General features: G+C 62.7%; 24 protein-coding genes and 2 pseudogenes. 5 read left to right on the forward strand and 21 right to left on the reverse strand.

Features of this window, described 5'->3' with window-relative positions; genetic code table 11:
• Positions 1 to 22 precede the first annotated feature (22 nt).
• The 13 genes from AB4048_RS18720 to AB4048_RS18780 form a co-directional block, all read right to left on the reverse strand.
• Positions 23 to 442 (reverse strand): GFA family protein, encoded by a 420-nt coding sequence (locus tag AB4048_RS18720; RefSeq protein WP_442203491.1) that lies wholly within the window; start codon positions 440 to 442, stop codon positions 23 to 25.
• A gap of 110 nt (positions 443 to 552) precedes the next feature.
• Positions 553 to 1,461 (reverse strand): sigma-70 family RNA polymerase sigma factor, encoded by a 909-nt coding sequence (locus AB4048_RS18725; RefSeq protein WP_442203492.1) that lies wholly within the window; start codon positions 1,459 to 1,461, stop codon positions 553 to 555.
• Between the two features lie 159 nt (positions 1,462 to 1,620).
• Positions 1,621 to 3,351 carry an ABC transporter substrate-binding protein gene (locus tag AB4048_RS18730; protein WP_442203493.1) on the reverse strand — a complete coding sequence of 577 codons (1,731 nt, stop codon included), beginning with the start codon at positions 3,349 to 3,351 and terminating at the stop codon, positions 1,621 to 1,623.
• A gap of 79 nt (positions 3,352 to 3,430) precedes the next feature.
• A complete protein-coding gene (locus AB4048_RS18735) occupies positions 3,431 to 3,712 on the reverse strand; it encodes a DUF2160 domain-containing protein (protein ID WP_442203494.1) in 282 nt (93 codons plus the stop codon).
• Between the two features lie 15 nt (positions 3,713 to 3,727).
• Positions 3,728 to 4,555 carry a carbohydrate ABC transporter permease gene (locus tag AB4048_RS18740; RefSeq protein ID WP_442203495.1) on the reverse strand — a complete coding sequence of 276 codons (828 nt, stop codon included), beginning with the start codon at positions 4,553 to 4,555 and terminating at the stop codon, positions 3,728 to 3,730.
• An 11-nt stretch (positions 4,556 to 4,566) separates the two neighbouring features.
• Positions 4,567 to 5,433, reverse strand: coding sequence for a carbohydrate ABC transporter permease (locus tag AB4048_RS18745; protein ID WP_442203496.1), 867 nt, complete (start codon positions 5,431 to 5,433; stop codon positions 4,567 to 4,569).
• A 4-nt stretch (positions 5,434 to 5,437) separates the two neighbouring features.
• Complete coding sequence (locus AB4048_RS18750) at positions 5,438 to 6,508, reverse strand: ABC transporter ATP-binding protein (RefSeq protein WP_442203497.1); 1,071 nt, start codon at positions 6,506 to 6,508, stop codon at positions 5,438 to 5,440.
• Between the two features lie 12 nt (positions 6,509 to 6,520).
• Positions 6,521 to 7,597 carry an ABC transporter ATP-binding protein gene (locus tag AB4048_RS18755; protein WP_442203498.1) on the reverse strand — a complete coding sequence of 359 codons (1,077 nt, stop codon included), beginning with the start codon at positions 7,595 to 7,597 and terminating at the stop codon, positions 6,521 to 6,523.
• A 96-nt stretch (positions 7,598 to 7,693) separates the two neighbouring features.
• Complete coding sequence (gene glpD, locus AB4048_RS18760) at positions 7,694 to 9,208, reverse strand: glycerol-3-phosphate dehydrogenase (protein ID WP_442203499.1); 1,515 nt, start codon at positions 9,206 to 9,208, stop codon at positions 7,694 to 7,696.
• Positions 9,209 to 9,318: 110 nt separating this feature from the next.
• Complete coding sequence (locus AB4048_RS18765; protein WP_442203500.1) at positions 9,319 to 10,092, reverse strand: DeoR/GlpR family DNA-binding transcription regulator; 774 nt, start codon at positions 10,090 to 10,092, stop codon at positions 9,319 to 9,321.
• A 196-nt stretch (positions 10,093 to 10,288) separates the two neighbouring features.
• On the reverse strand, positions 10,289 to 10,675 hold the full coding sequence (locus tag AB4048_RS18770; RefSeq protein WP_442203501.1) for a type II toxin-antitoxin system PemK/MazF family toxin: 387 nt from the start codon (positions 10,673 to 10,675) through the stop codon (positions 10,289 to 10,291).
• The gene (locus AB4048_RS18775; RefSeq protein ID WP_442203502.1) at positions 10,669 to 11,007 is read right to left on the reverse strand and encodes an AbrB/MazE/SpoVT family DNA-binding domain-containing protein; all 339 of its coding nucleotides are present in this window, start codon (positions 11,005 to 11,007) and stop codon (positions 10,669 to 10,671) included. The genes AB4048_RS18770 and AB4048_RS18775 overlap by 7 nt, the downstream gene beginning before the upstream one ends.
• A 123-nt stretch (positions 11,008 to 11,130) precedes the next feature.
• The gene (locus AB4048_RS18780; protein ID WP_442203503.1) at positions 11,131 to 11,886 is read right to left on the reverse strand and encodes an MBL fold metallo-hydrolase; all 756 of its coding nucleotides are present in this window, start codon (positions 11,884 to 11,886) and stop codon (positions 11,131 to 11,133) included.
• Between the two features lie 244 nt (positions 11,887 to 12,130).
• Here AB4048_RS18780 and AB4048_RS18785 point away from each other — a divergent pair, with 244 nt between their 5' ends.
• Positions 12,131 to 12,634: a hypothetical protein gene (locus tag AB4048_RS18785; protein WP_442203504.1), complete on the forward strand. Its 504-nt coding sequence runs from the start codon at positions 12,131 to 12,133 to the stop codon at positions 12,632 to 12,634.
• Positions 12,635 to 12,706: 72 nt separating this feature from the next.
• Here the strand turns inward: AB4048_RS18785 and AB4048_RS18790 are convergent, their stop codons facing one another.
• The 3 genes and pseudogenes from AB4048_RS18790 to AB4048_RS18800 form a co-directional block, all read right to left on the reverse strand.
• A complete protein-coding gene (locus AB4048_RS18790) occupies positions 12,707 to 13,960 on the reverse strand; it encodes an ATP-binding protein (protein ID WP_442203505.1) in 1,254 nt (417 codons plus the stop codon).
• Positions 13,961 to 14,083: 123 nt separating this feature from the next.
• A pseudogene (locus tag AB4048_RS18795) lies at positions 14,084 to 14,637 on the reverse strand (Kae1-like domain-containing protein).
• Between the two features lie 104 nt (positions 14,638 to 14,741).
• Positions 14,742 to 15,157, reverse strand: a pseudogene (locus AB4048_RS18800) (Kae1-like domain-containing protein); the annotation flags it as partial.
• 43 nt (positions 15,158 to 15,200) lie between these two features.
• Here AB4048_RS18800 and AB4048_RS18805 point away from each other — a divergent pair.
• Together AB4048_RS18805 and AB4048_RS18810 are read left to right on the forward strand one after the other, a co-directional pair.
• Entirely contained in the window at positions 15,201 to 15,578 is a 378-nt protein-coding gene (locus AB4048_RS18805) for a LysR substrate-binding domain-containing protein (protein ID WP_442203539.1), read from the forward strand.
• Between the two features lie 193 nt (positions 15,579 to 15,771).
• Positions 15,772 to 16,326 (forward strand): hypothetical protein, encoded by a 555-nt coding sequence (locus AB4048_RS18810; protein ID WP_442203506.1) that lies wholly within the window; start codon positions 15,772 to 15,774, stop codon positions 16,324 to 16,326.
• Positions 16,327 to 16,418: 92 nt separating this feature from the next.
• Here AB4048_RS18810 and AB4048_RS18815 read toward each other — a convergent pair whose 3' ends face one another.
• The 5 genes from AB4048_RS18815 to AB4048_RS18835 all read right to left on the reverse strand — a co-directional run bounded on the left by AB4048_RS18815 (position 16,419) and on the right by AB4048_RS18835 (position 23,269).
• Positions 16,419 to 16,937 carry a DUF992 domain-containing protein gene (locus AB4048_RS18815; protein ID WP_442203507.1) on the reverse strand — a complete coding sequence of 173 codons (519 nt, stop codon included), beginning with the start codon at positions 16,935 to 16,937 and terminating at the stop codon, positions 16,419 to 16,421.
• A gap of 72 nt (positions 16,938 to 17,009) precedes the next feature.
• A complete protein-coding gene (locus tag AB4048_RS18820) occupies positions 17,010 to 17,822 on the reverse strand; it encodes a class I SAM-dependent methyltransferase (RefSeq protein WP_442203508.1) in 813 nt (270 codons plus the stop codon).
• A gap of 153 nt (positions 17,823 to 17,975) precedes the next feature.
• Positions 17,976 to 18,728, reverse strand: coding sequence for a bestrophin-like domain (locus AB4048_RS18825; RefSeq protein WP_442203540.1), 753 nt, complete (start codon positions 18,726 to 18,728; stop codon positions 17,976 to 17,978).
• Between the two features lie 138 nt (positions 18,729 to 18,866).
• Positions 18,867 to 22,040, reverse strand: coding sequence for an efflux RND transporter permease subunit (locus AB4048_RS18830; RefSeq protein WP_442203509.1), 3,174 nt, complete (start codon positions 22,038 to 22,040; stop codon positions 18,867 to 18,869).
• Complete coding sequence (locus AB4048_RS18835) at positions 22,037 to 23,269, reverse strand: efflux RND transporter periplasmic adaptor subunit (RefSeq protein ID WP_442203510.1); 1,233 nt, start codon at positions 23,267 to 23,269, stop codon at positions 22,037 to 22,039. Before AB4048_RS18835 ends, AB4048_RS18830 begins: the two co-directional genes overlap by 4 nt.
• A 306-nt stretch (positions 23,270 to 23,575) precedes the next feature.
• Between AB4048_RS18835 and AB4048_RS18840 the strand changes: the two genes are divergently transcribed.
• Positions 23,576 to 23,797, forward strand: coding sequence for a hypothetical protein (locus AB4048_RS18840; protein ID WP_442203511.1), 222 nt, complete (start codon positions 23,576 to 23,578; stop codon positions 23,795 to 23,797).
• A 92-nt stretch (positions 23,798 to 23,889) separates the two neighbouring features.
• Positions 23,890 to 25,098, forward strand: a complete 1,209-nt coding sequence (locus AB4048_RS18845; protein WP_442203512.1) for a TIGR03862 family flavoprotein — start codon at positions 23,890 to 23,892, stop codon at positions 25,096 to 25,098.
• Positions 25,099 to 25,256: the final 158 nt, after the last annotated feature.

Here is a 25,256-nt window from a genome sequence, read left to right on the forward strand (position 1 = left end):
CAAGGCTGCAATTAGCGAGATTCTACAGCAGACGCGTATCGGCCGGTGACCGGTCGAAGCGATCGTTCCGGCCGTCGACATAGTGGATAGGGGCTGCCGCCAATTCGTCCGGATCGACTTCGAGCAGGGTAACTGGGACGGCATAAAAAACGCCGCCCATCGCTTCCGCCATGCCGCGCCCGGGCGTGCGGATGCCGCAATGCTCGCAAAAATGAAATTGAATGCTTGGTTCCGCATGTCCCGGTGGGGTCCACTCGTAGACAGACTGTGAGCTGGAGCCGGCGACGAGCCTGTAGCGATCGGGGCTTGCGACGACCAGCCACGAACGCGCCTTGGTGCAGCTCGAGCAGTTACATTTTATGGTGCCCTGACTGAGGTCGACATCCGCTTCGAAGCGAACGGCACCGCAATGGCAACTACCCGAATAGGTTTTTAGGGTCACTGATCGATCCTCTCCCGTTTTCGTCGACAGGGTTGGCGACGATGTTTGCTTACCTATTACGGCTGCCGATATCGGGGGGATACGCAAGGGCTGGGTTTTTCGTCACGCATTCATGCGCTGTATACGACAACGGAAGCGGCCGCCGCCAGAATCCACGGGCATTTTATGTAGTCGGTGATGCCGACAACGCGGTTGCCCGCTACTTCAAGGCGGATGACCGAGTAGGGCGTCGATCCGTCGGCGTCATCACCCAAGATGACGACAACCGTTTCACCGTCCACCTCGCCGAGCGTCATCCGCCAGGGAATGATCGGGCGATCGTACTCGACGAAATAGGGCGATTCGATCAGACGTCCGGCAAAGCAATCGGCAACCCGCAGGCGGGCGTCGGCGCTGGTCAATTCGCGCACTCCATCCCAGTCGCGCCGATTGAACCGTTCGATGTAGGCGCGCAGCAATTCAAGCGCCTCCGGGCCCATGCTGGCCTTGTCCTCGAGATTGTCGGTGAGTGCCCCCAATTTGCGCCGACCGCGACTGAGCGCGGCCTTGACGCCGCCGGTCGTGGAGTCGACCAATTGGGCAATTTCCTCGAGCGAGTAGTCGAACACATCCTTCAACAGCACGCACGCCCGCTCCTTGGGCGGAAGGTTGATCACCAGGCGTTCTAGCGCGCCGTCAAGGACCAAGCCCACAGGCTCGCTCAGCTGAACCGGGTCAAGTTCCACGGCAGTCGCTTCCGCCTCCTGCCGCACCTTGCGTCGGCGAAGGAAATCTATGCAGCGATTGTGAGCGATCCTGAACAGCCAGGGGCTAAGCGGGCGGGTGTCGTCGAACCGGTCCAGCTTGCGATAGGCTTCGAACACCGCCTCCTGCATCACGTCCTCGCCATCCAACACCGAGCCGGTCATGCGGGCGCAGTAACGGTGCAGCCTTGGGCGAAGATGCTGGATGGTCTCCAGGAATGCGACATATCGCGCCTCGAAAAGACCAACGGTTTCGAAATCAGGTTGGGTGCTCATGTCTACTTATACGCAGCCGAGCACCGCTAGGATACGCGCAGGCTCAAGCGATCCGAGGAAGATGGGCGTCGCCAACCCGCGCTGATGCCGGGGCAACGACGACCGAGTGCTCAACGAGAATGCCGGACGACACGTTGTCGTCCGGCATCGGTTCGATCGTTACTTCTTGGCGTCGGCCCAGCTCTTGACGAGCTCATCGTAGTTGACCGTGATCGGCTTTTCCTTCTCGTTGGCGATCTTCAGCTGCGGAGCGAGGTTGCCCTTGGCGACGGCGTCCTTGTTCCAGTAGTCGAGATCATGCTCCTCCGCGAGTTTCGGGCCGATATCGCCCTGCACCTTGGCGCGCTCGAGGCGCTGCAGGACCTTCTCCTGCTCTGCGCAAAGCGAGTCCATGGCCTCCTGCGGCGTCTTCGCACCGGAAGAAGCGTCGCCAACCGCCTGCCACCACAGCTGCGCGAGCTTCGGATAGTCAGGAACGTTGGTCCCCGTCGGCGACCATTGCACGCGGGCCGGCGAGCGGTAGAACTCGATCAGGCCGCCGAGTTTCGGCGCGCGTTCGGTGAAGCTCTTGTCGCGAATGGTGGATTCGCGGATGAAGGTGAGGCCGACATGGCTCTTCTTCACGTCCACGGTCTTCGAGACGACGAACTGCGCATAGAGCCACGCGGCCTTGGCGCGGTCGACCGGGGTCGACTTCATCAGCGTCCAGGAACCCACGTCCTGATAGCCGAGCTTCATGCCATCCTTCCAGTAGACGCCGTGCGGGCTTGGCGCCATACGCCATTTCGGCGTGCCGTCTTCCTTCATGACCGGCAGGCCGGGCTTGACCATGTCGGCGGTAAAGGCGGTGTACCAGAAGATCTGCTGGGCGACGTTGCCCTGGGCCGGAACCGGACCGGATTCGGAGAAGGTCATGCCTTGCGCTTCCGGCGGCGCGTAGGACTTGATCCAGTCGAGGTACTTCTGGATCGAGTAGACGGCAGCCGGGCCATTGGTGTCCCCGCCGCGCGCGACGCACGAGCCGACGGGCCGCGAATGATCGTCCACCTTGATGCCCCATTCGTCGACCGGTAGGCCGTTCGGCAGGCCCTTGTCGCCGTTGCCGGCCATTGAGAGCCATGCGTCGGTGAAGCGCCATCCGAGCGACGGGTCCTTCTTGCCATAGTCCATATGGCCGAAGACCTTCTTGCCGTCGACATCGCGGCCGGTGAAGAATTCGGCGATATCCTCATAGGCCGACCAGTTGACCGGCACGCCGAGATCGTAGCCGTATTTCGCCTTGAAATCGGCCTTGTTCTTCTCGTCGTTGAACCAGTCGTAGCGGAACCAGTAGAGGTTCGCGAACTGCTGGTCGGGAAGCTGGTAGAGCTTCTTGTCCGGCGCCGTCGTGAACTTCGTGCCGATGAAGTCGTCGACATCGAGATTGGGGTTGGTGACATCCTTCCCGTCGGTCGCCATCCAGTCGGTCAGCGAGCGCGCCTGCTGGTAGCGCCAATGGGTACCGATCAGGTCCGAATCGTTCACGTAGGCATCATAGATGTTTTCGCCGGACTGCATCTGTGTCTGCAGCTTCTCGATGACGTCGCCCTCACCGATAATGTCATGTGAGACCTTGATACCGGTGATCGCGGTGAAGGCCGGCGCCAGCACCTTGGACTCGTATTCATGCGTCGTCAGCGTTTCGGAAACGACCTTGATATCCATGCCGGCGAAAGGCTTCGCCGCATCGACGAACCATTGCATTTCCTTTTCCTGATCGGCGCGGGGAAGCGTCGAAAGATCACCGATCTCCTTGTCGAGGAAGGTCTTTGCCTCGTCCATGCCGGCATAGGCGGCGCCGGTCATCGCCAATAGAATGCCTGCTGTCGTCGTCAGTAGTTGCCTTCGCATGGTATCCTCCCAGGGTTTGCGATTGCAGTTCCTTACGTCTTGGCGGCCAGTACCCCCGGCCATCCGCATCACCTTGCCGTCACACGAAGCGGAACACGCCGATGGCGTAGACCACGGATATGGCAAGAGCCCACCACAGGCTGGGTCCGACAAGACCGAGCCATGCGAGATGAATGTATGCTGCACCGAGCAGCGAAACGAAAAGCCGGTCTCCCCGCGTGGTTTCGAACCTGAGGATGCCGACGCGTGGGCTCCCTCCGGGCGCGAAATACTCCCAGATGCCCATGCCGATGAGCAGCGCCAGGATCCCCAGGAAGAACAGGGCGGTCGGAAGCGTCCACGCCATCCAGGAAAAATTCATGTCCGTCCTCCCTTCCTATACGCGCCCGAGCGCGAAGCCCTTGGCGATGTAGTTGCGCACGAAATAGATGACGAGAGCGCCCGGAATGATGGTGAGCACGCCGGCCGCTGCCAGCACGCCCCAGTCCATGCCGGCCGCCGAGACTGTTCGCGTCATGATCGCGGAGATCGGTTTTGCCGCGGTTGTCGTCAGCGTCCGCGCCAAAAGCAGCTCCACCCAGGAAAACATGAAGCAGAAGAAGGCGGCGACGCCGATCCCGCTCGCCACCAGTGGCATGAAGATCCGGACGAAAAAGCGCGGGAACGAGTAGCCGTCGATATAGGCGGTCTCGTCGATCTCCTTGGGCACGCCGGACATGAAGCCTTCGAGAATCCAGACCGCCAGCGGCACGTTGAACAGGCAGTGCGCCAGCGCGACCGCGATATGCGTATCGATCAGCCCGAAAGCCGAATAGAGCTGGAAGAACGGCAGTGCGAAGACCGCGGGCGGCGCCATCCGGTTCGTCAAGAGCCAGAAGAACAGATGCTTGTCGCCGAGGAACCGGTAGCGCGAGAAGGCGTAGGCCGCCGGCAGCGCTGCCAGCACCGAGATTGCCGTGTTCATCACCACATAGGTGATCGAGTTGATATAGCCGTTATACCAGGAGGGATCGGTGAAGATCACCCGGTAGTTTCCAAGCGTCGGATTGTGTGGCCAGAGCGAGAAGGTGCCGCTGATTTCGGCATTCTCCTTGAAGCTCATGTTGACCAGCCAGTAGATCGGAAGCAGCAGGAAGATGATGTAGACCGTGGGCACGATCCAGGAATAGCTGCCAGCCGGTTTGAATTTCGATGAGACCGCCACTCTCGCCTCCCTCACGTGTTCTGGTCGCCGCTCGTCATGACGGTGTAGAACACCCATGAGAGCAGGAGGACGATCAGGAAGTAGACGATCGACATCGCCGCCGCCGGTCCGAGGTCGAACTGGCCGACCGCCACCTTGACGAGGTCGATGGACAGGAACGTCGTCGAATTGCCGGGGCCGCCGCCGGTGACGACGAAGGGTTCGGTGTAGATCATGAAACTGTCCATGAAGCGCAGCAGCACCGCGATCAGAAGCACGCGTTTCATCTTCGGCAACTGGATGTAGCGGAAGACAGACAAGCGCGACGCACCATCGATCTTCGCCGCCTGGTAATAGGCGTCCGGGATCGACACCAGGCCGGCATAGCAAAGAAGCGCCACGAGGCTCGTCCAGTGCCACACATCCATGACGATGATGGTGACCCAGGCGTCGAACGGGTCGCGGACGTAGTTGTAGTCGAGGCCGATCGCCTCGAGCGTATGGCCGAGAAGTCCGATGTCGACACGGCCGAACACCTGCCAGATCGTGCCGACCACGTTCCACGGAATCAACAGCGGCAGCGCCATCAGCACCAGGCAGACCGGTACGCCCAATCCGGTCTTCGGCATGTTCAGTGCAATGAAGATGCCGAGCGGGATCTGCAGCGCAAGAACGATGAACGAGAAGACCAGATTGCGCGACAGCGCCGACCAGAAGCGGTCGGAATGCAGGATCTGTTCGAACCAGTCGGTGCCGGCCCAGAAGAACTCGTTGTTGCCGAAGGTGTCCTGAACGGAATAGTTGACAACTGTCATCAGCGGGATCACCGCCGAGAAGGCGACGAGCAGCAGCACCGGCAGCACCAGAAACCAGGCCCTGTTGTTCCAGGTCTTGTCCACGGCGTTACCCCTCCCTGCCGACGCGCCAGGAATTGGCGTAGATGCTGATAGCGGCCGGATCGAAGGTGACGCGCGCCTCGGCCGGGATCTCGGCGTCTTCCTTGGCGACGATCGCAATCGGCTGCCCGGCGAAGCTGGCGCGCACGATCTTCTGGCGGCCGATATCGTCCACCCGGCTGATTGATACCGGCATGCCCTCGCGGCCGATGCGGATGAATTCCGGCCGGATGCCGAGTTCGACCTTGTCACTGGGGGCGACCTTCGGCGCGTAGTCGAGCGACAGCGTCTCGCCGCCGACCGAAACGGTCTGGCCGTCAAGCGTCGCGGGCATGACGTTCATCCCCGGCGAGCCGATGAAATAGCCGACGAAGGTGTGGCTTGGCCGCTCGAAAAGTTCTGCCGGCGTACCGATCTGCACGATCTGGCCGTCGTACATCACCACCACCTTATCGGCGAAGGTCAGCGCCTCCGTCTGGTCGTGGGTGACGTAAACCATGGTGAAGCCGAACTGCTTGTGCAGGCGCTTCAACTGCGAGCGCAGCACCCATTTCATTTGCGGGTCGATGACCGTCAGCGGCTCGTCGAAGAGGATGGCGTTGACGTCGTTGCGCACCAGCCCTCGCCCCAGCGAGATCTTCTGCTTCTGATCGGCCGTCAGCCGTTGCGCCTTGCGTTTCGCCCATCCCGAGAGGTCGATGATCTCAAGCATGTCGCGGACGCGGCGGTCGACTTCAGGCTCGGGAACGCCCCGGTTGCGCAACGGAAAGGCGAGATTGTCGTAGACGGTCATCGTGTCGTAGATGACCGGGAACTGGAAGACCTGCGCGATGTTGCGCGCCTGCGTCGTCAGGTTGGTGACGTCCTGCCCGTCGAACAGGATACGCCCGTGCGAGGGGTGCAACAGGCCCGAAATGATGTTGAGCAAGGTGGTCTTGCCGCAGCCAGACGGTCCGAGCAGCGCGTAGGCGCCGCCGTCGTTCCATTCGTGGTCGACTTCGCGCAGCGCATAGTCGGCCTCCGACTTCGGGTTGGGTCCGTAGGCGTGGCGAATGTGGTCTAGGGTGATCCGTGCCATGTCCGCTCTCCCCTACCCTGCCGCGTGTGCCGCGATCGCGCGGCCGTTCGGGTCGAACGCCATCAGATGGCGGATGTCGAGAAAGACGCCGATCTCCGTATCCGGATCGATGTCGTGAATGCCGTGCTCGAGCATGACCCAGCGCGCGCCGCTGTAGTCGAGGTAGACGAAGCTTTCCGAGCCGGTGATTTCGGAGATCTGCGTTCTCGCCGTCAGCCGCGCAGCTTCCCCGGTCTGGGGTTTAAGGGAGAGATGATGCGGATGGAAGGCGACCGTCACAGGCCCGTCCGGCATTCGCGCCAGATGCGCCGGCACCGGCAGTCTGCCGGCTGCAGCGTGCTCAAAAACGCTGCCGGCCTTCACAACGTCGATGAAGTTCAGCGGCGGGTCGGCAAACGTCTTGGCGGTCAAGAGATCCACCGGTCGGCGATAGACCTCGATCGTCGGCCCGAACTGGGTGATGTGACCTTCCGACAGCGTCGCCGTGTTGCCGCCGAGCAGCAACGCCTCGGAGGGTTCGGTCGTCGCATAGACGAAGATCGCGCCCGACTGGGCAAAAATCCTTGGAAGCTCGGCGCGCAGTTCCTCGCGAAGCTTGTAGTCGAGATTGGCGAGCGGCTCGTCCATCAAGACGAGGCTTGCGCCCTTCACGAGTGCGCGGGCAAGTGCCGTGCGCTGCTGCTGGCCGCCGGAGAGATTGAGCGGCGTGCGGTCGAGATAAGGGGTCAGACGAAGAAGTTCGGCGGCCTTGCGCACCTCCTTGTCGATCGTGGCTTGATCCTTGCCGGCGATGCGCATCGGCGAGGCGATGTTCTCATAGACGGTCATGGCGGGGTAGTTGATGAACTGCTGGTAGACCATCGCGACGTTGCGCTTCTGCACCCGCATGCCGGTGACGTCGGCGCCGTCGAAATAGACGGAGCCGCTCGTCGGACGGTCGAGCCCGGCCATTAGCCGCATCAGCGACGTCTTTCCCGACAGCGTCGGGCCTAGCAGCACGTTCAGCGTGCCCCTTTGAAGCGCAAGATCGGTCGGCCGGATGTGATAATCTCCGCCCACCATCTTTGCAGCGTTCCGCAATTCCAGCATTCGCTTCTAGTTCCTCCTCAACGTCGGGGAAGTACATCCCCTGATTTTCAAGCAATTCCGAACGCAAAACCGCTGCGCGCTTTTGCTGCAATTGCTCTAGCCGGCCATTTCCGCCGGTCGCTCGGCCATGTATTCCTCCACTGCCGCGGCCTCCTCGCCGGTCAGCAGCAGCCCGTCCTTCGTTCTGCGCCAAAGCACGTCCTGCGCGCTTCTCGCCCACTCATGATCAATGAGGTAACGAACCTCCACTTCGTAGAGTTCGGCACCGAAATGGCGGCCGAGATCCTTCGGCGCGGCCGCGGGCCCAAGCAGCGCGCTCGCGCGCGTGCCGTACCGTCGCACGAGACGGCGCGCATGGGCATCGCCAAGAAAGGGGTAGCGGCTCTTCAGTCGGCCGACCTCCGCCTCATAGCCTTCAGCCGGGAAATCACCGCCCGGCAACGAACTTTTGGCGGTCCAGGGATTGCCCTTGGTGCCGATCGCCTCACCGATCTTCTCCAGCGCATGCTCCGACAGGCGCCTGTAGGTGGTGAGCTTGCCGCCAAAGACATTGAGGAGCGGCGAGCCGTCCACCCTCTCCACCTTCAGCACATAGTCGCGCGTCGCCTCCTGCGCCATGGACGCGCCGTCGTCGAAGAGCGGGCGCACGGCGGAATAGGTCCAGACGATGTCTTCGTGCCGAACCGGCTCGTTGAAGTACTCGGACGCCGCGTTGCAGAGGTAGGTCGTTTCCTCCGCGGAAATCTGCACATCCTTCGGATCGCCCGGATAGTCACGGTCGGTGGTGCCGATCAGCGTGAACTCGCCCTCGTAGGGGATGGCGAAGATGATGCGGTTGTCGGGGTTCTGGAAGAAGTAGGCGCGGGGGTCCTCGAATTTCTTCCTGACGACGATGTGGCTACCCTGGACCAGGCGCACATTCCGCGCCTCGTTCTGGCGAAGTGCGGAACGCAGCACCGCGTCCACCCATGGCCCGGCGGCGTTCACCAGCATGCGGGCGCGATGCAGCTCAGCCCTGCCCGTCAACCCGTCGATGGTCTCGATCGACCAAAGCCCATTCTCCTGACGGGCGGACACCACCTTGGTGCGCGGCATGACGAGCGCGCCGCGATCCGCGGCATCGCGAGCGTTCAGAACCACCATACGCGCATCGTCCACCCAGCCGTCGGAATATTCGAATGCCTTGGTGAAAAGCGCCTTCAGCGGCTTGCCTGCCGGGTCGGTGCGCATATCGAGCACCTTGGTGGACGGCAGGAGTTTGCGCCCGCCGAGATGGTCGTAGAGGAAGAGGCCGAGGCGGATCAGCCAGGCCGGACGGACGCCGCCCTTGTGGTAAGGCAGCACGAAGCGCATCGGCTTGATGATGTGCGGCGCCATCGACCACAGCACCTCGCGCTCCATCAGGGATTCGCGCACGAGCCGGAACTCGTAGTGTTCGAGATAGCGAAGGCCGCCATGGATCAGCTTGGTCGCGCCGGAAGAGGTGCCCGAGGCGAAATCGTTCATTTCCGCAAGCGCGACCGTGTAGCCTCGCCCGGCCGCGTCGCGCGCGATGCCGCAGCCGTTGATGCCGCCGCCGATGATGAAAAGATCATGCGCCTGACGGACCAACTACCCCTCCGAACCCCGATCGACCTGATCACGTCACTGTGATTGTCTGAAAGTGAACTTAAACCGAAGATTTATCGAATGTCAAACGAATGCAGCGCAGCAAAAATCCGCTACTCCCTTCCTTTCGCTGCCTCGACCAGCGCGACGCCGTTTTCCTGACAGATATTGCGGATCGAGGCCACGTCGCAGCGGTCGGTTATGAAGGTGTGGACCTGCGAGATCTGGCCGATTCTGACCGGCGCGGTGCGCTCGAACTTCGTCGAATCCGCCACCAGAATGACGTGCCTTGCATTGGCGATGATCGCCTGCGCGACCTTCACCTCGCGAAAGTCGTAGTCGAGAAGTGCGCCGTCGGCGTCGATCGCAGACGCGCCGATAACGGCGTAATCGACCTTGAACTGGCGGATGAAATCGACCGCCGCCTCGCCGACGATGCCGCCGTCCGATTGCCTGACGACACCACCGGCGATCACCACCTCGATGTCGTCGATCACCCTCAACCTGTTAGCAACGTTAATGTTATTGGTGATGACCATGAGCTCGCGGTGGCGCACCAGGGCTTCGCCGACCGCCTCCGTCGTCGTGCCGATGTTGATGAAGAGGGAGGCGTTGTCGGGAATGAGTTCGGCGGCGGCGATCCCGATCGCCAGCTTCTCGGTCGCTGCGATCTGGCGGCGCTGATCGTATTTGACGTTTTCGGTTCCGCTCGGAAAGGTGGCGCCGCCGTGGATGCGGGTGAGCAGCTGCGCATCGCAAAGGTCGTTCAGATCCTTGCGGATCGTCTGCGGCGTCACCGAAAACCGTCCCGCCAGCTCCTCGACGAAGACACGCCCGGCGGATTTGGCAAGCGCCACGATGTGTGTCTGCCGATCTGTCAGAAACATATCCCCTCCCTTCGCTTTTTTTTCATTTTGAGCGGAAACGAGGATTATGGCAAACGGATTAAGTGCGATTGCGCGGGGATTTGGCGACGATCGAGAGGTATTTGCCGCCTACGCCGTTACGCCTGCTCTGGTCGAAAGCGCGTTCGGCGCGATCTTTCGGGTCTGCCGGAAGGGAAACAGGATTCTACGCAGGCGCTTATTCGCCGAGTTCGCCCGGCTCCAGGAGGCCAAGGCCGAAGATCGGCGCGAACCGCTCAAGGACTTCTGTCAAGATCTCGTCCGGGATTGTATCAACGGACTTTTCAGCATTTCGATTACGCCAGTCTATCGACTTGACTTGGTCAACCTGAACAACACCTGTCACGCCGGTTCCTGTTCCGGCCAACGGGATGGCGAAATTGCTGCCGCGTGACGCGTTGCCGACAGTGGTGATAGGAGCAATGAACGCAAAGCCGGTCGCGTAATTGAATTTTGATGCCGATATAATCAGGCCGGCATGGCGTCCACGCTTCTCCCTGCCGGCAGATGGATGCATGTCGAGCCACCAGATTTCACCTTGTTGAGGTATCCTTGGCCTTACCAAACTTCACGCCCCGTTGGCGAGGCGTCCATCCAGCGGCGTTCTTCGTCCGACAAAGGAACGTCGGCGTCGTAGCCAGCAATCAGTTCATCCAGCGTATATTTTGGCTGCCGTACCCGCATCGCTTTGGCTGATGGCACAATCGGCTCCACAATGACCTGCGTCCCTTTCACCGAAACGGCCATCTCTTGGCCCTCGGTCAGACCCAACATGTTCCGCGCTGCGGCAGGAACCGTCATGACGAGCGATCCGCCGGCTTTCTTCAGCTTCGCCGTCGCTAGGAAACCACCAGCCTTTTCACCACGCTTTGCTGTTCTGCTCTTCATGTCTGCCATCAGCTCACAACTCTCGAAAGTCGGACACTTGTATAACATGGCAGACGCAGGCGAACAAGAATTCGAGGTCTACGCACTTGCCGCATGCTCGCCCTCTAGATCAGCTCCGAGTAAAGGGCAATGCTATCCCCCAACCTCGATCGCCAGCACCTCGCCATCGGCGGGAATGAGGAGTTTCGAGGCCGAAACGCTCCGTGCGGCCGCCGCCTCGCGCAGGTCCTTTCGGGTGACGGTGGCGTGGTCGAGCGCCTCCATGTGCACCGCGATCACCCGGCCAGGGGCTGCTTCACAGACGGCAAGCGTCTCATCGGCGTCCATGAGGATCAGGTCGCCATCCCAGCGCGCGCCGCAGGAGTGGGTGACGACGACATCCGGCGCGGTGTCGCGGATGACTGCCTCGACCGGAGGATAGAGAACCGTGTCGCCCGCCCAATAGACCGACGGCTCGCCGTCCGCCTCCAACGTGAAGCCCATGACCCAGCCCATCTTTTCCACGACGGGGCCGAGGCCGTGGCTGCCTTCGCGGCGCGTCAGCTTAAGGCCTTGCCATGTCGCGCTGTCGCCGAGTTCCGTCACGTCCGTAAACCCCGCTTCCCGGATCGCCTCGGCGTCACCCGGCTGGCAGAAGATCGGCAGGTGCTTCGGCAACCGCGCCTTGGCGACCTCGTCGAAATGGTCAGTATGGAGATGCGAAACGATGACCAGTTCCACCCCGTCCAGGATGTCGTCGATAGCAATCGGCAGATCGGTCATCGGGTTCGCGGAACGGCCTGTGAAGGACGGCAGGCTGTGCTTCTCCGCGAGATAGGGATCGATCAGCACCGTGCGACCGGCATAGTCGAGCTTCAGGGTGGCGTTGCGGATCAGCTGGAGTTTCATCGAAGGCATCCTTGCGGCATCTAAAGGCCTGCAGGTAGGCGCGATTTGCCGAGCAAAATCAAGAGCGGAATTGTTCTCGATGACAACAGGCCTCGCCCGAGATCCCAACTCCACCAGCCGCTGCAGAAAAAGCGTGCGCCGGCCCCACTTTTTTGAGACCCTGTTTTCCGGAACTCGACGGTCTGCGGCACGTTGTGGACGCAAGCCGCCGAGCGCGGGCTGGGCTCAGGTCGAGGAGAGTTCCATGGCTGATATCCGATGCTTGTGCATTCTTCTGCCGCTGCTTGCCGCCGGCACAGCCGCCGCGAGCGACGAGGACTTCCTGAAATCGCTGCAAGGCCAGTGGGACGGCGGCGGCATGGTGAAGGACCCGGTCTCGGCGCCCACCGTCAACATTACCTGCCACTTCGCTTCCGAGGCGAAGGACGCGGGACTGTCGATGGCGGGCACCTGCCGCGGCATGCTGATCTTCACCCGTGCGCTCGGCGCCGACCTATCCGTCGCCGGCAGCCGCTACAGCGGTGTGTATATCGGCCCATCGGGCAAGCGATCGAGCCTCTCCGGCAGCCGCAGCGGCAATGCCATCAACCTCGCCATCCGCTGGTCGAAACTGGTCAACGGCGACCGCAATGCCAGCCTCGTTGTCGAAAAAGTCGGCGATAACGGCATGCGCCTGACCACCGTCGACGTCGACCCCTCCTCCGGCAAGCCGGTCGTGACGAGCGAGATCAATCTGAAACGGAAGTGAAATGTTGCGGCGATCGGCCTGTCGGCCGGGAATTTAGGATGCGGATAGCTGCGCGATCGGGATCTACGCGGGTTACATGGTCCATAGAAGCGACAACGGCGCGGCTTGAAGTTTTTCGCCGAAAGGTGTCACCCGATCATGGTCGTGCAGAACCAGCCCGCGAACAAAGCGGTCGCCGACGGCCGCCTGCAGTTGGCGCAGACCACGAAAATCCTCGGTCTTGACCGTGGCTGAGGCCTTGACCTCAATTCCGACGATCCTGCCACGCCGGTCTTCGACCACGACGTCCACCTCATCGCCGTCTTTCGTCCGGTAGTGCGAAAACGAGAGCCGACGATCCGACCACGAGGCGAGTTTCAAGAGCTCGGAAACGACGAAGCTCTCAAGCAACGCTCCAAAACGCGCCCTGTTGTCGCGAAGCGCGTCGGTCTCGTCCTCCCGCAATGCTGCGAGCAAACCCGTATCGATAAAATGGAGCTTCGGCGTTTTGACCAATCGGCTCAGGCGGTTGTTCGACCATGGCGCAAGCGTCCGGACCAGAAACAGCCGTTCAAGAATGGCAACGTATTTCTGGGCGGTGACACTCGAAAGCCCCAACGCTGCGCCGAAACTGCTATGATTGACCAGTTGTCCGGCATGTTCGGCAAGAACGTCCAGCAGCCGCGGCAGTCGATCGAGTTGATCAATGTTAGCGATGTCACGCACGTCGCGGTCAAGGATCAATGCCACATAGTCTTCCAGCCAAGCGATCCGCCGGGCAGCTGTGGGCCTTCGCAGAACTTCCGGATAGCCGCCCCGCAGCACAGTTGCCAGCAGGTCGTGGTCGACCACGGTATCCTTGCCGATTGCAGGCTCCTCGCCAGCGAAGAGCCGATCCAACAGCAGACCCGGAGTGGACCGGATCTCGGCTTGAGCAAAGGGCAAAAGCGGAATAACCGCCATACGGCCCGTCAGCGAATCCGCAATCGTCGGGACCGTGGCCAGATTGGCCGAGCCGGTCAGCAGAAACCGGCCGGGCGCGTCATTGCGGTCTACGCTTTCCTTGATCGCCAGCATCAGTTCAGGCGCCCGCTGCACCTCGTCGATGATAACGCGGTCAACGCCCCGGACAAAACCGACGGGATCTGTCTTCGCCGCATTGAGCGCTCCCGCATCGTCCAGCGTAATATAAGGGCGGCCAGGGCCAGAAAACTGCCGCGCGAGTGTTGTTTTTCCCGCCTGTCGGGGTCCGGAAATCAAAACGACCCGCGTGTCGGCAAGCGCGGTCTCGACGATCGGTCGAGCTTTGCGTTCAATAAACGATGTCGGTCTGGTCGCGTCTGTCATGCGACCATATTTAACCGAAGTTGCGTCTGATTTAAAGTGTAGTACCGTCTAATTTATAATTTACTTCCGTCCAATTTAAATTCACCGCCTGAACGCCAAAGTTCTGGCCCCATCTTCTATGCTTCACGATGTCCGCAATCCGCTCGCCACGATCGCTGCCTGGCCAAGAGCGATGCCGCCGTCGTTGGCTGGGACCTGATTGTGAACCAGCACCGAGAGATCCGCTCCCGAAAGGCGGGCGTGCACGCCTTCGAGCAGCAACCGGTTCTGGAACACGCCGCCGGTGAGAGCGACGGTATCGAGCCGTTCGTGGGCGCAGATGCCGGTCGCCGTCGTTGAGATCGCGGCAATCAGCGTGGCATGAAAGCGGGCGGCAAGACTGGCTGCGTCCATGCCGCCGAGAAGGTCGTCGAGGATGCCGCGCCAGAGACTTTCCCGGCGCAGAATGGTGCCGCCGGGCGAAACGTCATAGGCCTTCGCATGCGGCATCATTGGCGTGGCGAGGGCTTCCAACTCGATGCCGCCTGCCCCTCGTACCCCATCCGCTCCGGCGCGACGCCGATGACATCGGCAGCCGCATCGAACAACCGGCCGGCCGAGGAAGAGAGCGGGCTGAGATTTCTGGATGCCGCAATCGGGCGCAGCGCCGCGACGGGGCGCGCGGCGAGCCGCCGGATCGCATCGAGACTCGCCCAGCGGCCATGCTAGAGATCGTCACCGAAAGCGGCGTGGAGATGGCAACCGCGTTGCGCCAGGGTTCGACCGCCGCCCGGTCGTCGCCGATCAGCGGCACAGGCAGGAAATGCGCCAACCGACGAGCTTCCGAATATGTGCCGATAAGAAACTCCCTCCCCAGATGGTGCCATCCGCCCCATAGCCGGTGCCATCGAGTACCACGCCGAGAACCCACCCGCCGGTCACGCCATTTTCCGCCATGCAGGAGGCGAGATGCGCGTGATGGTGTTGGACGGCAACCACCCGCGCGCCTGTTTCGGCCGCAAGTTTTCGGCGGAGTTCGGCGGAGACCGATCCGGGATGAGCGTCCACCGCGACGATCTGAGGCCTGCGCTCGAACATATCCGCATCGAGCCGCACCGCATGCATGTAAGCCGCGCGCGTTTCCGGCTCGTCCAGCTCGCCGAGGTGCTGGGAGAGAAGCACCTCGCCGCCCCCGGCAAAGGTAAAAGCGGACTTCAGATCCGTCCGGCGGCGAAGACCGAGACATCAGGGTTCGCAAGACCTGCCAGGCGCACGGGCTGCGGCGCACAACCGCGACCACGCGCGGACGATCGCGAGGCCCGGCCCGTCAAGCCGCGCGACGCTGTCGTCGACGCGGCTGACGATGCAGGCGGTGATCGCCGGGCTCGGCGTTGCCTTCATCTCGGCCCATACGATCGAACAGGAGCTGGAACTCGGCAAACTGGTGATCCTTGACGTCATCGGCATGCCGATCCGTCGCCAGTGGTTTTCCGTCTCCCGAACCGACCGGCTCAAAACGCCCGTCATGACCGCCTTCTCCGATTTCCTCATCCGGCAAGGGCCGATGCACTTGCCGCCGATTTCCTGGCCCTATCCGGAAGCCGCATTCAACCTTCCGCCGCGTAGCCCCTCAACTTGACTCCCTACCCGCGGCCGAGGAGAAGGCGTCGGCAACCGGACCTGCCTAGACTGGCTTGCGTCGCATTAGCACTTTGAAATGTTGTATAATTTTGCCGCTACCTGGATTCCGATCCGGGGAATTATGCGGTAGGTTCGGCGAAGAAGGCGGGCGCGATCCTTGGGCGCGCCATCTCTGACGCCGGCGGGGGATCATGGCCAATACGATCGAAATACGCCTCGACAACGTATCGCAGCTATTCGAAACCTTCGACCCCTTTCCGTTTCGCGAACGCGACCTCGCCACGCAGGCGGAGGAATATATCGCGACGTTCGCGGCCGAACTGCCATCCAACCAGCCCTTCGAGATCGTCGTCCATCTGCCTGCGAATGCAGAGGCAACGGATACGAGCCGCGGGCTCCAGGAAGCGGTGCAGCATTTCTTCTCCCACGGCGCCGACAAGGTCAGCCGCGAGCTTAGCGATCTCTTCCGGATGGGCCGGCGCGCGCTCGTGATCAGTCTGTTCGTCCTCGCCTTCTGCCTCGTGGCCGGCCAGACGTTGTCGGCCGCGATCCCCTACGCCCGCGCCGCACACTTCATCGAGGAAGGTTTCATCATAATCGGCTGGGTCGCCTATTGGCGGCCGCTGGAGATCTTTCTGTACGACTGGTGGCCGCTTGCCCAGCAGCGCAAGCTCTACCGCCGCATCGCTGCCGCCCCGGTCGCGGTCCGTTTCGATGCCCCCAGCGCAATTCCAGGAAAAGTGTGACGCGGTTTTCCGACCGGAATTGCGTAAAAACGGTCTAGAGGCTCCATGGCCCTCGGGCGATGACCCGAGAACCACACACCAAGCCCGGCCCGTTACCGCGCCGGCCTAAGCACGAGGTGCGACACGCCGGCCGCCACGTTGAGGCCTTTTGTCGTTTCGGCGCTGATCGGCTGAAGTCCGAAGTTGCGGGAGGTGCCGCCGACAAGCGCGTTCGCACCCAGGCCGACGACGACCGAAGCGCCGGCGGAGACGCCGACATAGTTGCCGGCGAGCGCCCCCTCGCCTGCTTTAGTCGCGTTCAGATTGTAGACCAGCCAACGCATATAGGATTTCTGCGTGACGCCGATATCAAGGCCAAGCTTGCCGATGCTGCCCTGGTAGTGTTCGATTTTGCCGGTCTGGCGCGCGAACTGACAATCGACCGCCTTGCTTGAACCGAGCACCATGCCGACGCCGCCGGCAACGGTGCAGGAGAGCGAGCCGAGCCGGGCCGGCTGGCCGCTCGCCTGGTGAGCCGGTTCGGCCTTCGTGTTGTGCTTGACGGTGGTCGCGCCTGCGGCCTGCGACAAGGCGATCAACGACGCAGTCGCGATGAGGATGAGCTTCTTCATGGGGATTTTCCCTCTGATTGAGTGTAAGGACCTCCACGTAACGAGCCCGCGTCACATCTTGTTCCGAAATGCTCAGCGGCGGGCGGTAAAGAGGAAGGCCGTGGCGACGCCCTCGACGACGCCGCTGCCGAAGTGCTGCGCCAGCGCATGCGCGACCGCATCGGTCGCCACATCGACGCCGTCGGGGTCTCGGGCCTCGATCTCGCTGCGCAGCGGCGTACCCTGGCAGAAGGCGGTGGCGATCTCGCGCGCCGAAGCGGCGCGGGTCGTCTTGCGCAGGGTCGCTTCCTCGATCGCTCGAAAACCGGCCGCCTCAAGGGCAGCGCGGATCGCAGTGGTATCATGGTAGCCGTGCGGCGTTCTTGCCATGAAGCCTGGCGGATCGTCGGGGAAGAACTCGGCAAGGGCCTTGGTGATCGCGTCGGTGACCTCGTTGGCTTCGATCCGATCCCAGACGCTGAAAAGGTAGTGACCGCCGTCTCTCAGCACACGGCGCGCCTCACTATAACCCTTCGCCTTGTCGGGAAAGAACATCACGCCGAACTGACAGGCCACCACGTCGAAACTTTCCGCCTCGAACGGAAGCGACAGCGCATCTGCCTGAAGCCATTCGATGCGCTTGTCCTTGCCGAACTTGGCGACGGCCCGGTCGAGCATCGGCTGGTTGAGGTCGGTCGCAACGATGTGCGCATCTTCGGGCAGACCGGACGCAACAAAACCGGTGACGACGCCAGTTCCGGCCGCTATCTCGAGAAAATCGCGTGGGCTAAGCTTGACGATACGTTCCGCGAGATCGCGCGCGTAAACCTCGAAGACCGCCGGCACCATCAGGCGCTCGTAGAGATCTGGAATGGCGCCCGCGAAAACCTTGTCCGACACCGCCATGAACCGCCCTCCTCAAGCAATCCGGAAGTGTATGACCATACGCCCTGCCAGGGCGGGATGAAATAGCCGGCACGCGCCGATGCTATCCCACCCTCGGGATGCGAAAGCGCGAGGAGCGGGAAACGACACGGCCTTCATTCTGCAAAGAACAAGTTAGGGCTGCCCGAGCCGCAGAAGGGCGGCTCTGAGCGGGTCCCCTGAAATATGGATGAGCCCGATATAGGGGTTGGCCATGTCAACGATCAAAAAGACGGCACCGGCGACCGAAAGCGCGCAGATCAGCAGGATAGAGAAGACGGTGAGGTTGGGTGGTGCCTGCAGGCCGAATGTGCCGAAAAGGAGGGAGAGCCAGAAGACGAGGATGGTCAGGAACGCCCAGGGCAGGCCCTCGCTGTCGGTTTCGACGAGCAGCCAGTGCGCCTCGGCAACCTCGCCGCTGATCTCTAGCGCGCGGCCCTGCAGCAGGCGCTGCGCATCCGTCTGAGGCTTGAGCTCGCGGAGCCGATCCTGCACCGCTTCGATGTCCCTGTAGTCGCCGGGGAACTTTCCGGAGGCCTGATCGGTGGTGGCCACGCTCCAGCCCCGCTCCAGGCGCCTTTCGACCAACGTGCGCAGCGACTGGCGTGCTTCCTCCGTCTCCGGCCCATAGTGAGCCATCACGCGGTCGAGCAGCAGCACGCGGGCGACCGAGGAGCGCATCTCGGTATCGGCCGTGTCGAAAGTGGATTTCGCCGAGGCGATCAGGAGCCCGAGCGCCAGCGCCGACAGCGTGCCGACCACCGCGGTCGCAAGGCGGATCACGTCCTTGGATTCGAGGTTGAGATGATGATCGGGCAGCCGAAACCGGGCGCGCATTCCCGCGACGGTCGCCACGCATAGGACGAAAAAGACGATTGCACCGAGCACGACCGAACTCACGCTTCTCTCCGCAGGGCCGCGCCAGCCGGCGCGAACGGTTGATGTCGCCGCACACCCGAGCGGACGCTCGCCAGAGCGGATTGAACCCTTCCGCGATCGCCTTTGTGCTGGGTTCCGGTCAAGGGATCACGCGCCGATCTCTTTCGCCTCGGACGTCTTCGTCTTGCGCGCGCCGGCGCGCCCCATTCTCCATTCCTCCAGCCGCTGCAGCACGACGTAGAAGGAAGGCACGAAGAGAACCGCAAGGCAGGTGGAGGCGAGCATGCCGCTGAACACCGAAATGCCGATCGAGCGGCGCGCATTGGCGCCGGCGCCGGTTGCCAGCACCAGCGGCACGACGCCGAGGATGAACGCGAACGACGTCATCAGGATCGGCCGGAAGCGCAGTCTGGCCGCTTCGACCGCCGCTTCGATGATCTCCATGCCCTCGGCGCGCTTCTCGCGCGCATACTCGACGATCAGGATGGCGTTCTTGGCCGAAAGCGCGATCAAAAGGATAAGACCGATCTGGGTGTAGAGATTGTTGGCAACGCCAACGCCCATCAGCGCGCCGACGGTGCCGAGCAGCGCCAGCGGCACGGCGAGCAGCACCGCGAGCGGCAGGATCCAGCTCTCATATTGCCCGGCGAGCACGAAATAGACGAGAAGCATGGCGAGCCCGAAGACGAAGTAGATCTGCGTCCCCACCGCCTTTTCCTGATAGGACATCGCCGTCCAGTCGAAGCCGGTGCCGGGCGACAGCGTGCGGTCTGCGATTTGCTCCATGATGTCGATCGCCTGGCCCGAACTGAAGCCGGGAGCCGCGCCGCCGACGACCGTTGCGGTCGGATAGAGATTGTAGAGGCTGATCAGCGACGGACCCTGCATGAGGGTGACATCGACGACCGTCCCGAGCGGTACCATCGTGCCGTTGCCCGCCCGCACCATCAGCTTGCGGATGTCGTCGGGGCTTATGCGCGCTTCCGGGGCGGCCTGCACGTAGACCTGGAAGGTGCGCCCGAACTTGTTGAACTGCGTGACATAGCTCGAGCCGACGTAATCCGACAGCGCCGAAAACACCTGGCCGACCTCGATGCCAAGCGTCTCGGCCTTGATGCGGTCGACGGTGACCGCAAGCTGCGGCACGCCGGCGCGGAAGGAGGTGCCGACGCGCTGCAGCGCCGATTGCGCGTTGGCGTTCTTGAGGACGGTGTCCGCGATCGTCTGCAGGAGCGCGTAGTCGAAATTGCCGTTGCGGATCTCCAGCTGCATGGTGAAGCCGTTGGCGTTGCCGATGCCCTGGATCGGCGGCGGCACGAGCACGAGCACATTGGCGCCGAGCACGCCTCCCAAAGCCGTGTTCAGGTGGTTGTAGAGGGACAGGAGGTCCTGCCCCTTCTCCTTACCGCGCACGCCCCAGTCCTTCAGCACGACGTATGCCACGCCGGCGTTGGGGAGCGAGGCGCTGTTGTCGAGCGCGGAGATGCCGCTGATGGTCAACACCTGGTCGACGCCGGGCGTATCCTGGGCGATCTTGCCCACTTGCTGCATCACGGCGTCGGTACGCTCCTTGGAGGCGCCATCCGGCAGCTGCGCGGAGATCAGCACGTAGCCCTGGTCCTCGACCGGAAGGAAAGCGGTCGGCAGCCGAGCCAGCCCATAGACCGCAATACCGATCAGCACCAACGCGATGACCACCATCAGGCCGCTGCGATGGACCATGCGGTCGATGAGGCCGGCATAGGCGCGCTCCACCGGTGCGTAGGCGCGGTTGAAGCCGCGGTAGAAGAAATTGCGCTGCTCGGGCGGCACGGGCGGCCGCAGCCACAGGGCGCACTGCGTCGGCTTCAGCGTCAAGGCGTTGATGGCGCTGATGACGGCGGTGGCGGCGATGACAAGCGCGAACTGCCGGTAGAGCTGGCCAGTGAGGCCAGGCAGGAACGCGGCCGGGATGAACACGGACATCAGCACCAGCGTGATGCCGATGACAGGCCCGAGCAACTCATCCATCGCCTTTTCCGCCGCCTCGCGGCCAGGCATGCCCTCCTCGATGTGGCGCGCCACGCCTTCGACGATGACGATCGCGTCGTCGACAACGATGCCGATGGCAAGCACGATGGCAAAGAGGGTCGAGAGATTGACGGTGAATCCGAGGGCGGCCATCGCCGCGAAGGCGCCGATGATGGTGACCGGCACGGTCGTTGCCGGAACCAGCATGGCGCGCCAGTCCTGCAGGAAGACGAGGATGACGATCAGCACCAGCACGCCGGCCTCGATCAGCGTCGTATAGACCTCATGGATGGACGCGTTGACGAATGTCGTGGTGTCGAATGGCATCTGATAGGTCAGCCCGGGCGGGAAGCTCTTTGCAAGCTCCTCCATCTTCGCCCGCACTTCCTTCGCCACGACGATCGCATTGGCTTCCGGCAGCTGCGAGATGCCGATGCCGGCAGCCGGGTGGCCGTTCTGCATGAAGGTCTGGCTGTAGGTCTGGGCGCCGAGTTCGACGCGGCCTATGTCGCGCACGCGGGTAATGCGTCCGCCGTCCTGACCATTCACCTTGACGATGATGTTCTCGAAGTCTGCCGCCTCGCTGAGGCGGCCGTTGACGTTGAGCGTATACTGGAAGTCCTGGCCCTGCGGCACGGGTGGGATGCCGATCTGCCCGGCCGCGACTTCCTGGCTCTGCTGCTGGACAACGGCGATGACGTCCTGCGGCGTCAACCCGCGCGCCTGCAGGAGATTGGGATCCATCCAGATGCGCATGGCATACTGGCCGGCGCCGAAGACCGTCACGCTGCCGACGCCGTTCAGCCGCGACAGTTCGTTCTGCAGGTTGATAACGCCGAAGTTGGCGAGAAAAAGGCTGTCGAAGCGGTCGTCGGGCGAGGTCAGGGTGACGAAGCCGAGGATCGAGGTGGACTTCTTCTGCGTCGTCACGCCCTGCACCTGCACGGACTGCGGCAGAGACGCCATGGCGATCGCGACACGGTTCTGAACCAGCACCTGCGCCTGATCAGGGTCGGTGCCGATCGCAAAGGTGACGTTGAGCGAATAGGTGCCGTCGCTGGAACTGGTCGATTGCATGTAGAGCATGTTCTCGACGCCGTTGACCTGCTGTTCGATCGGCAGCGCGACGGTCTCGACGAGGGTCCTGGCGCTGGCGCCGGGCATTCGCGTCGTGACCGAGACGGTCGGCGGCACGACGTTCGGATATTGCGCGACGGGCAATTGCATGAGCGCCACTGCGCCGATCAGGACCATGACCAGCGCCAACACGTTGGCAAGGACAGGCCGCTCGATGAAGAAGCGTGAGATCATGGCGATGTCGCCTTGGCCGGAGCGGGGGTCGTCTGCGGCGTCACGGGCGGGGTCGCCGGCTGCGGCGCAAGTGTCAGACCCGCATCCATCGCCACTTGCTCCGGTGCGACCGTCGCACCCGGGATCGCCCGCTGGACGCCTTCCGTCACCACCCAGTCGGCGGGTTCAAGACCCTCTTCGATGACGCGCAACTGGCCGTCGCGCTGACCGGTCTTGACCTGGCGCTGTTCCACCACGTTGTCCTTGCCGAGCATCAGCAGGTAATTGCCCTGCTGATTCGTGCCGAGCGCGTCGTTGCGAACGAGGACGGCATTGTCCAGGTGGCCGACAGGCACGCGCACCCGGGCAAAGAAGCCCGGCAGCAGCGCGCGGTTCTGGTTATCGAGCACGCCCCGGACCTGCAGCGTCCCCGTCGCCGCGTCGACCTGCGGTGCCGCGTAATCGAGGTGGCCTTTGTGGGGATACCCTTCCTCGCTCTGCAGGCCGATCTCGACGGGAACGCTTGGAAGATCGACGTCCCGCATCGATTTTCCCTGCTTCGCCAGCTGTTGCTTGATCGCCAGCACCTGCGGCTCGCTGACGTTGAAATAGACGTAGATCGGATCGACCTGGACGATGGTGGCAAGCTGCGTCGGGCCCGACACGCCGACCAGCGCGCCGACGTCGACCAGATGCTTGGTGACGATGCCGTCGAAGGGTGCCAGCACCTTGGTGTAGCCGAGATTGATTTCGGCGAGCTGCAGGCTTGCCTGCGAATTGAGGATATTAGCGTTCGCTTGGTCGAGCTGCGCCTTTGCGGCATCGACATTGGTCTGGGTCGTGACCTGCTGCTTCATGAGATTGAGCTGGCGGTCATATTCCTGCTGCCGGCCGACCTGGGCTGCCTGGGAGGACGCGAGCATCGCCTGCGCCTGATCGCGCTGGGCGACATAGGTGTTGCTCTGGATGCTGAAGAGCTGAGTGCCGGCTTTGACTGGTGAACCATCGTGATAGTCTATCGTTTCCAGGAAGCCTTGGACGCGCGCCTCGATGTCGACGCTGTTGATGGCGGCGGTGTTGCCGGTCAGTTCGAAATACTCGGTGACCGAGCGCTTCAGCGGCTGGGAAACATGCACCGAGGGCGGCGGCGGCGGCTTGTATTCGTTGTCGCCGCGGTTACACGCCACAAGCGCTGCTGCCGCAACGAGCACGAGCGGCAATGGCAAGCGCAGGCAAGATCGATCACGCATTTCGCTGCCCCGGTTTCACGCGTTCAGTCATCATGCATGCGCCTCGCCGCGCCGTCTCCGCGATCAAGGTGGTGCTAATATGCTGCAAATACTACGCGAAATGCAATAGCCCGCAACAGCCGCGGCGGCGGATTGGCCGAATGCGGAGTAGGCAACCATCGTGTAAATAAGCCCGAAGGAGATGGACTACCGCGTAAGGTTTGACATAGTCTGAACAGGTAACACCGCGATGATGGATTCGATGCCGACGACGAGATGAGGAGCGGGTCCAGCGCCTTCGGTGTCCAGCGAAGCGCGCACTGGCTGATGCGGGAGGCCATCGAGAATATGTCGAACGCGAAGAACAGCAGAAGCAAACTACGCAAGGACGCCCTTGCCGCATGGGAAGCCTATCAGGCGACCGGCTTGCATGCGACGGCTGAAGAAGCCGATGCCTGGCTTGCCCGGCTGGAAGCTGGCGAAGACGCGGATCCGCCCGCATGCCACCAAAACTGCACACCTCAAGGCGTTGCATCTTCATTTGCGTAACAAACCATTGTAGGCGACCGTTTTGAGAATAGCCCTCCCAGATGGAGGGCCGTGAGGCGCGGACAATTGCGGCAAGGAACATCAGACGGGCGATGGCAAGCAGGCAAGTGGCGATCATCGGCGGCGGGCCGGCCGGGTTGGCGGCGGCGGAAGTGCTTTCGGCCGGCGGCCACACTGTCACCGTCTACGAGCGCATGCCGACGGTCGCACGCAAGTTTCTGCTTGCCGGCAAGTCCGGGCTCAACATCACCCATTCCGAGGTCTACGCGCGCTTTCGCACCCGTTTCGGCACAGTCAGCGACAGGCTTTCGGCGGCGCTCGATGCCTTCACTCCCGCCGATGTCCGCGGCTGGGCATCAGGGCTCGGCACGGAAACCTTCGTCGGTTCCTCGGGCCGGGTCTTTCCGACCGTCATGAAGGCCTCGCCGCTACTCCGCGCCTGGATCGCCCGGCTTTCCTCGCAAGGCGTCAAGATCCTCACCCGCCATTGCTTCACCAAATTCACCGAGGAGGGACCGGCCTTCGACACGCCGGACGGACAGCTCACGGTGCGCTGCGACGCGGCGCTCTTTGCGCTAGGCGGCGCGAGCTGGCCGCGGCTCGGCTCGGATGCGGCCTGGTCGCCGCAACTTGCGGCATGGGGTGTCGAGATTGCACCTTTCCGCGCGGCCAATTGCGGCTTCGACGTCGACTGGAGCGTACCCTTTCGCAGCCGCTTTGCCGGTGCCGCGTTGAAGGGCGTGACGGCCTCCTCCGGCGCCGGCACCGTTCCGGGCGAGTTCGTCATATCCACCCACGGCATCGAGGGCAGCCTCGTCTACGCCCATGCGGCAACTCTGCGCGATCGGCTGGAAAGCAAGGGTAACGCCACGCTTACCATCGATCTGACCCCCGGCCGGACGCTGGAAAGGCTCACGCGCGATCTCTCCCGGCAGAACGTCAAGCAGAGCCTGTCGAACCGGCTGCGCAAGGGTGCCGCCCTTGACGGCGTCAAGGCCGCACTCCTACGCGAGGTCGGGGCGCCCGCGACCCTCGCCGACGCCGGAGCCCTTGCGCGGGTAATCAAGGCGGCGCCGATCGACGTTCGCCGCCCGCGCCCGATCGCCGAGGCGATCTCCTCGGCGGGCGGCATTTCATGGGAAAGCGTCGACGACAACTACATGCTCAAGGCGATGCCCGGCGTCTTTGCCGCCGGCGAGATGCTGGACTGGGAGGCGCCGACCGGCGGCTATCTCCTTACCGCCTGCCTCGCCACGGGCCGCGCCGCTGCCCACGGCATCGACGCCTGGCTGCAGAGGTAGGCGGCGTCGTGAGGTAAAAACCTCACGCACTTCCTAGCTTCAAATTGTCTCAAACGGCCCATAAATTAGAAAAACCAATCTATACAAAGCCTATAGGGTATGACCTATTTACCGGCCGTAAGCCTGTGCGTTTCCAAGCCGCCTTCTGTTGGGAGCTG

Source organism: Rhizobium sp. RAF56, from assembly GCF_052113965.1.
Lineage (GTDB): Bacteria > Pseudomonadota > Alphaproteobacteria > Rhizobiales > Rhizobiaceae > Rhizobium.

Bases quoted from the DNA above. Each gene is read 5' to 3' on its own strand.
- AB4048_RS18750 (WP_442203497.1), bottom strand. From the start codon at position 6,508: ATGGCACGGATCACCCTAGACCACATTCGCCACGCCTACGGACCCAAC.
- AB4048_RS18815 (WP_442203507.1), bottom strand. From the start codon at position 16,937: ATGAAGAAGCTCATCCTCATCGCGACTGCGTCGTTGATCGCCTTGTCG.
- AB4048_RS18840 (WP_442203511.1), top strand. From the start codon at position 23,576: ATGCGGGAGGCCATCGAGAATATGTCGAACGCGAAGAACAGCAGAAGC.
- AB4048_RS18765 (WP_442203500.1), bottom strand. From the start codon at position 10,092: ATGTTTCTGACAGATCGGCAGACACACATCGTGGCGCTTGCCAAATCC.
- AB4048_RS18725 (WP_442203492.1), bottom strand. From the start codon at position 1,461: ATGAGCACCCAACCTGATTTCGAAACCGTTGGTCTTTTCGAGGCGCGA.
- AB4048_RS18810 (WP_442203506.1), top strand. From the start codon at position 15,772: ATGGCCAATACGATCGAAATACGCCTCGACAACGTATCGCAGCTATTC.
- AB4048_RS18730 (WP_442203493.1), bottom strand. From the start codon at position 3,351: ATGCGAAGGCAACTACTGACGACGACAGCAGGCATTCTATTGGCGATG.
- AB4048_RS18790 (WP_442203505.1), bottom strand. From the start codon at position 13,960: ATGACAGACGCGACCAGACCGACATCGTTTATTGAACGCAAAGCTCGA.
- AB4048_RS18780 (WP_442203503.1), bottom strand. From the start codon at position 11,886: ATGAAACTCCAGCTGATCCGCAACGCCACCCTGAAGCTCGACTATGCC.
- AB4048_RS18785 (WP_442203504.1), top strand. From the start codon at position 12,131: ATGGCTGATATCCGATGCTTGTGCATTCTTCTGCCGCTGCTTGCCGCC.
- AB4048_RS18775 (WP_442203502.1), bottom strand. From the start codon at position 11,007: ATGGCAGACATGAAGAGCAGAACAGCAAAGCGTGGTGAAAAGGCTGGT.
- AB4048_RS18845 (WP_442203512.1), top strand. From the start codon at position 23,890: ATGGCAAGCAGGCAAGTGGCGATCATCGGCGGCGGGCCGGCCGGGTTG.
- AB4048_RS18820 (WP_442203508.1), bottom strand. From the start codon at position 17,822: ATGGCGGTGTCGGACAAGGTTTTCGCGGGCGCCATTCCAGATCTCTAC.
- AB4048_RS18830 (WP_442203509.1), bottom strand. From the start codon at position 22,040: ATGATCTCACGCTTCTTCATCGAGCGGCCTGTCCTTGCCAACGTGTTG.
- AB4048_RS18735 (WP_442203494.1), bottom strand. From the start codon at position 3,712: ATGAATTTTTCCTGGATGGCGTGGACGCTTCCGACCGCCCTGTTCTTC.
- AB4048_RS18755 (WP_442203498.1), bottom strand. From the start codon at position 7,597: ATGCTGGAATTGCGGAACGCTGCAAAGATGGTGGGCGGAGATTATCAC.
- AB4048_RS18835 (WP_442203510.1), bottom strand. From the start codon at position 23,269: ATGCGTGATCGATCTTGCCTGCGCTTGCCATTGCCGCTCGTGCTCGTT.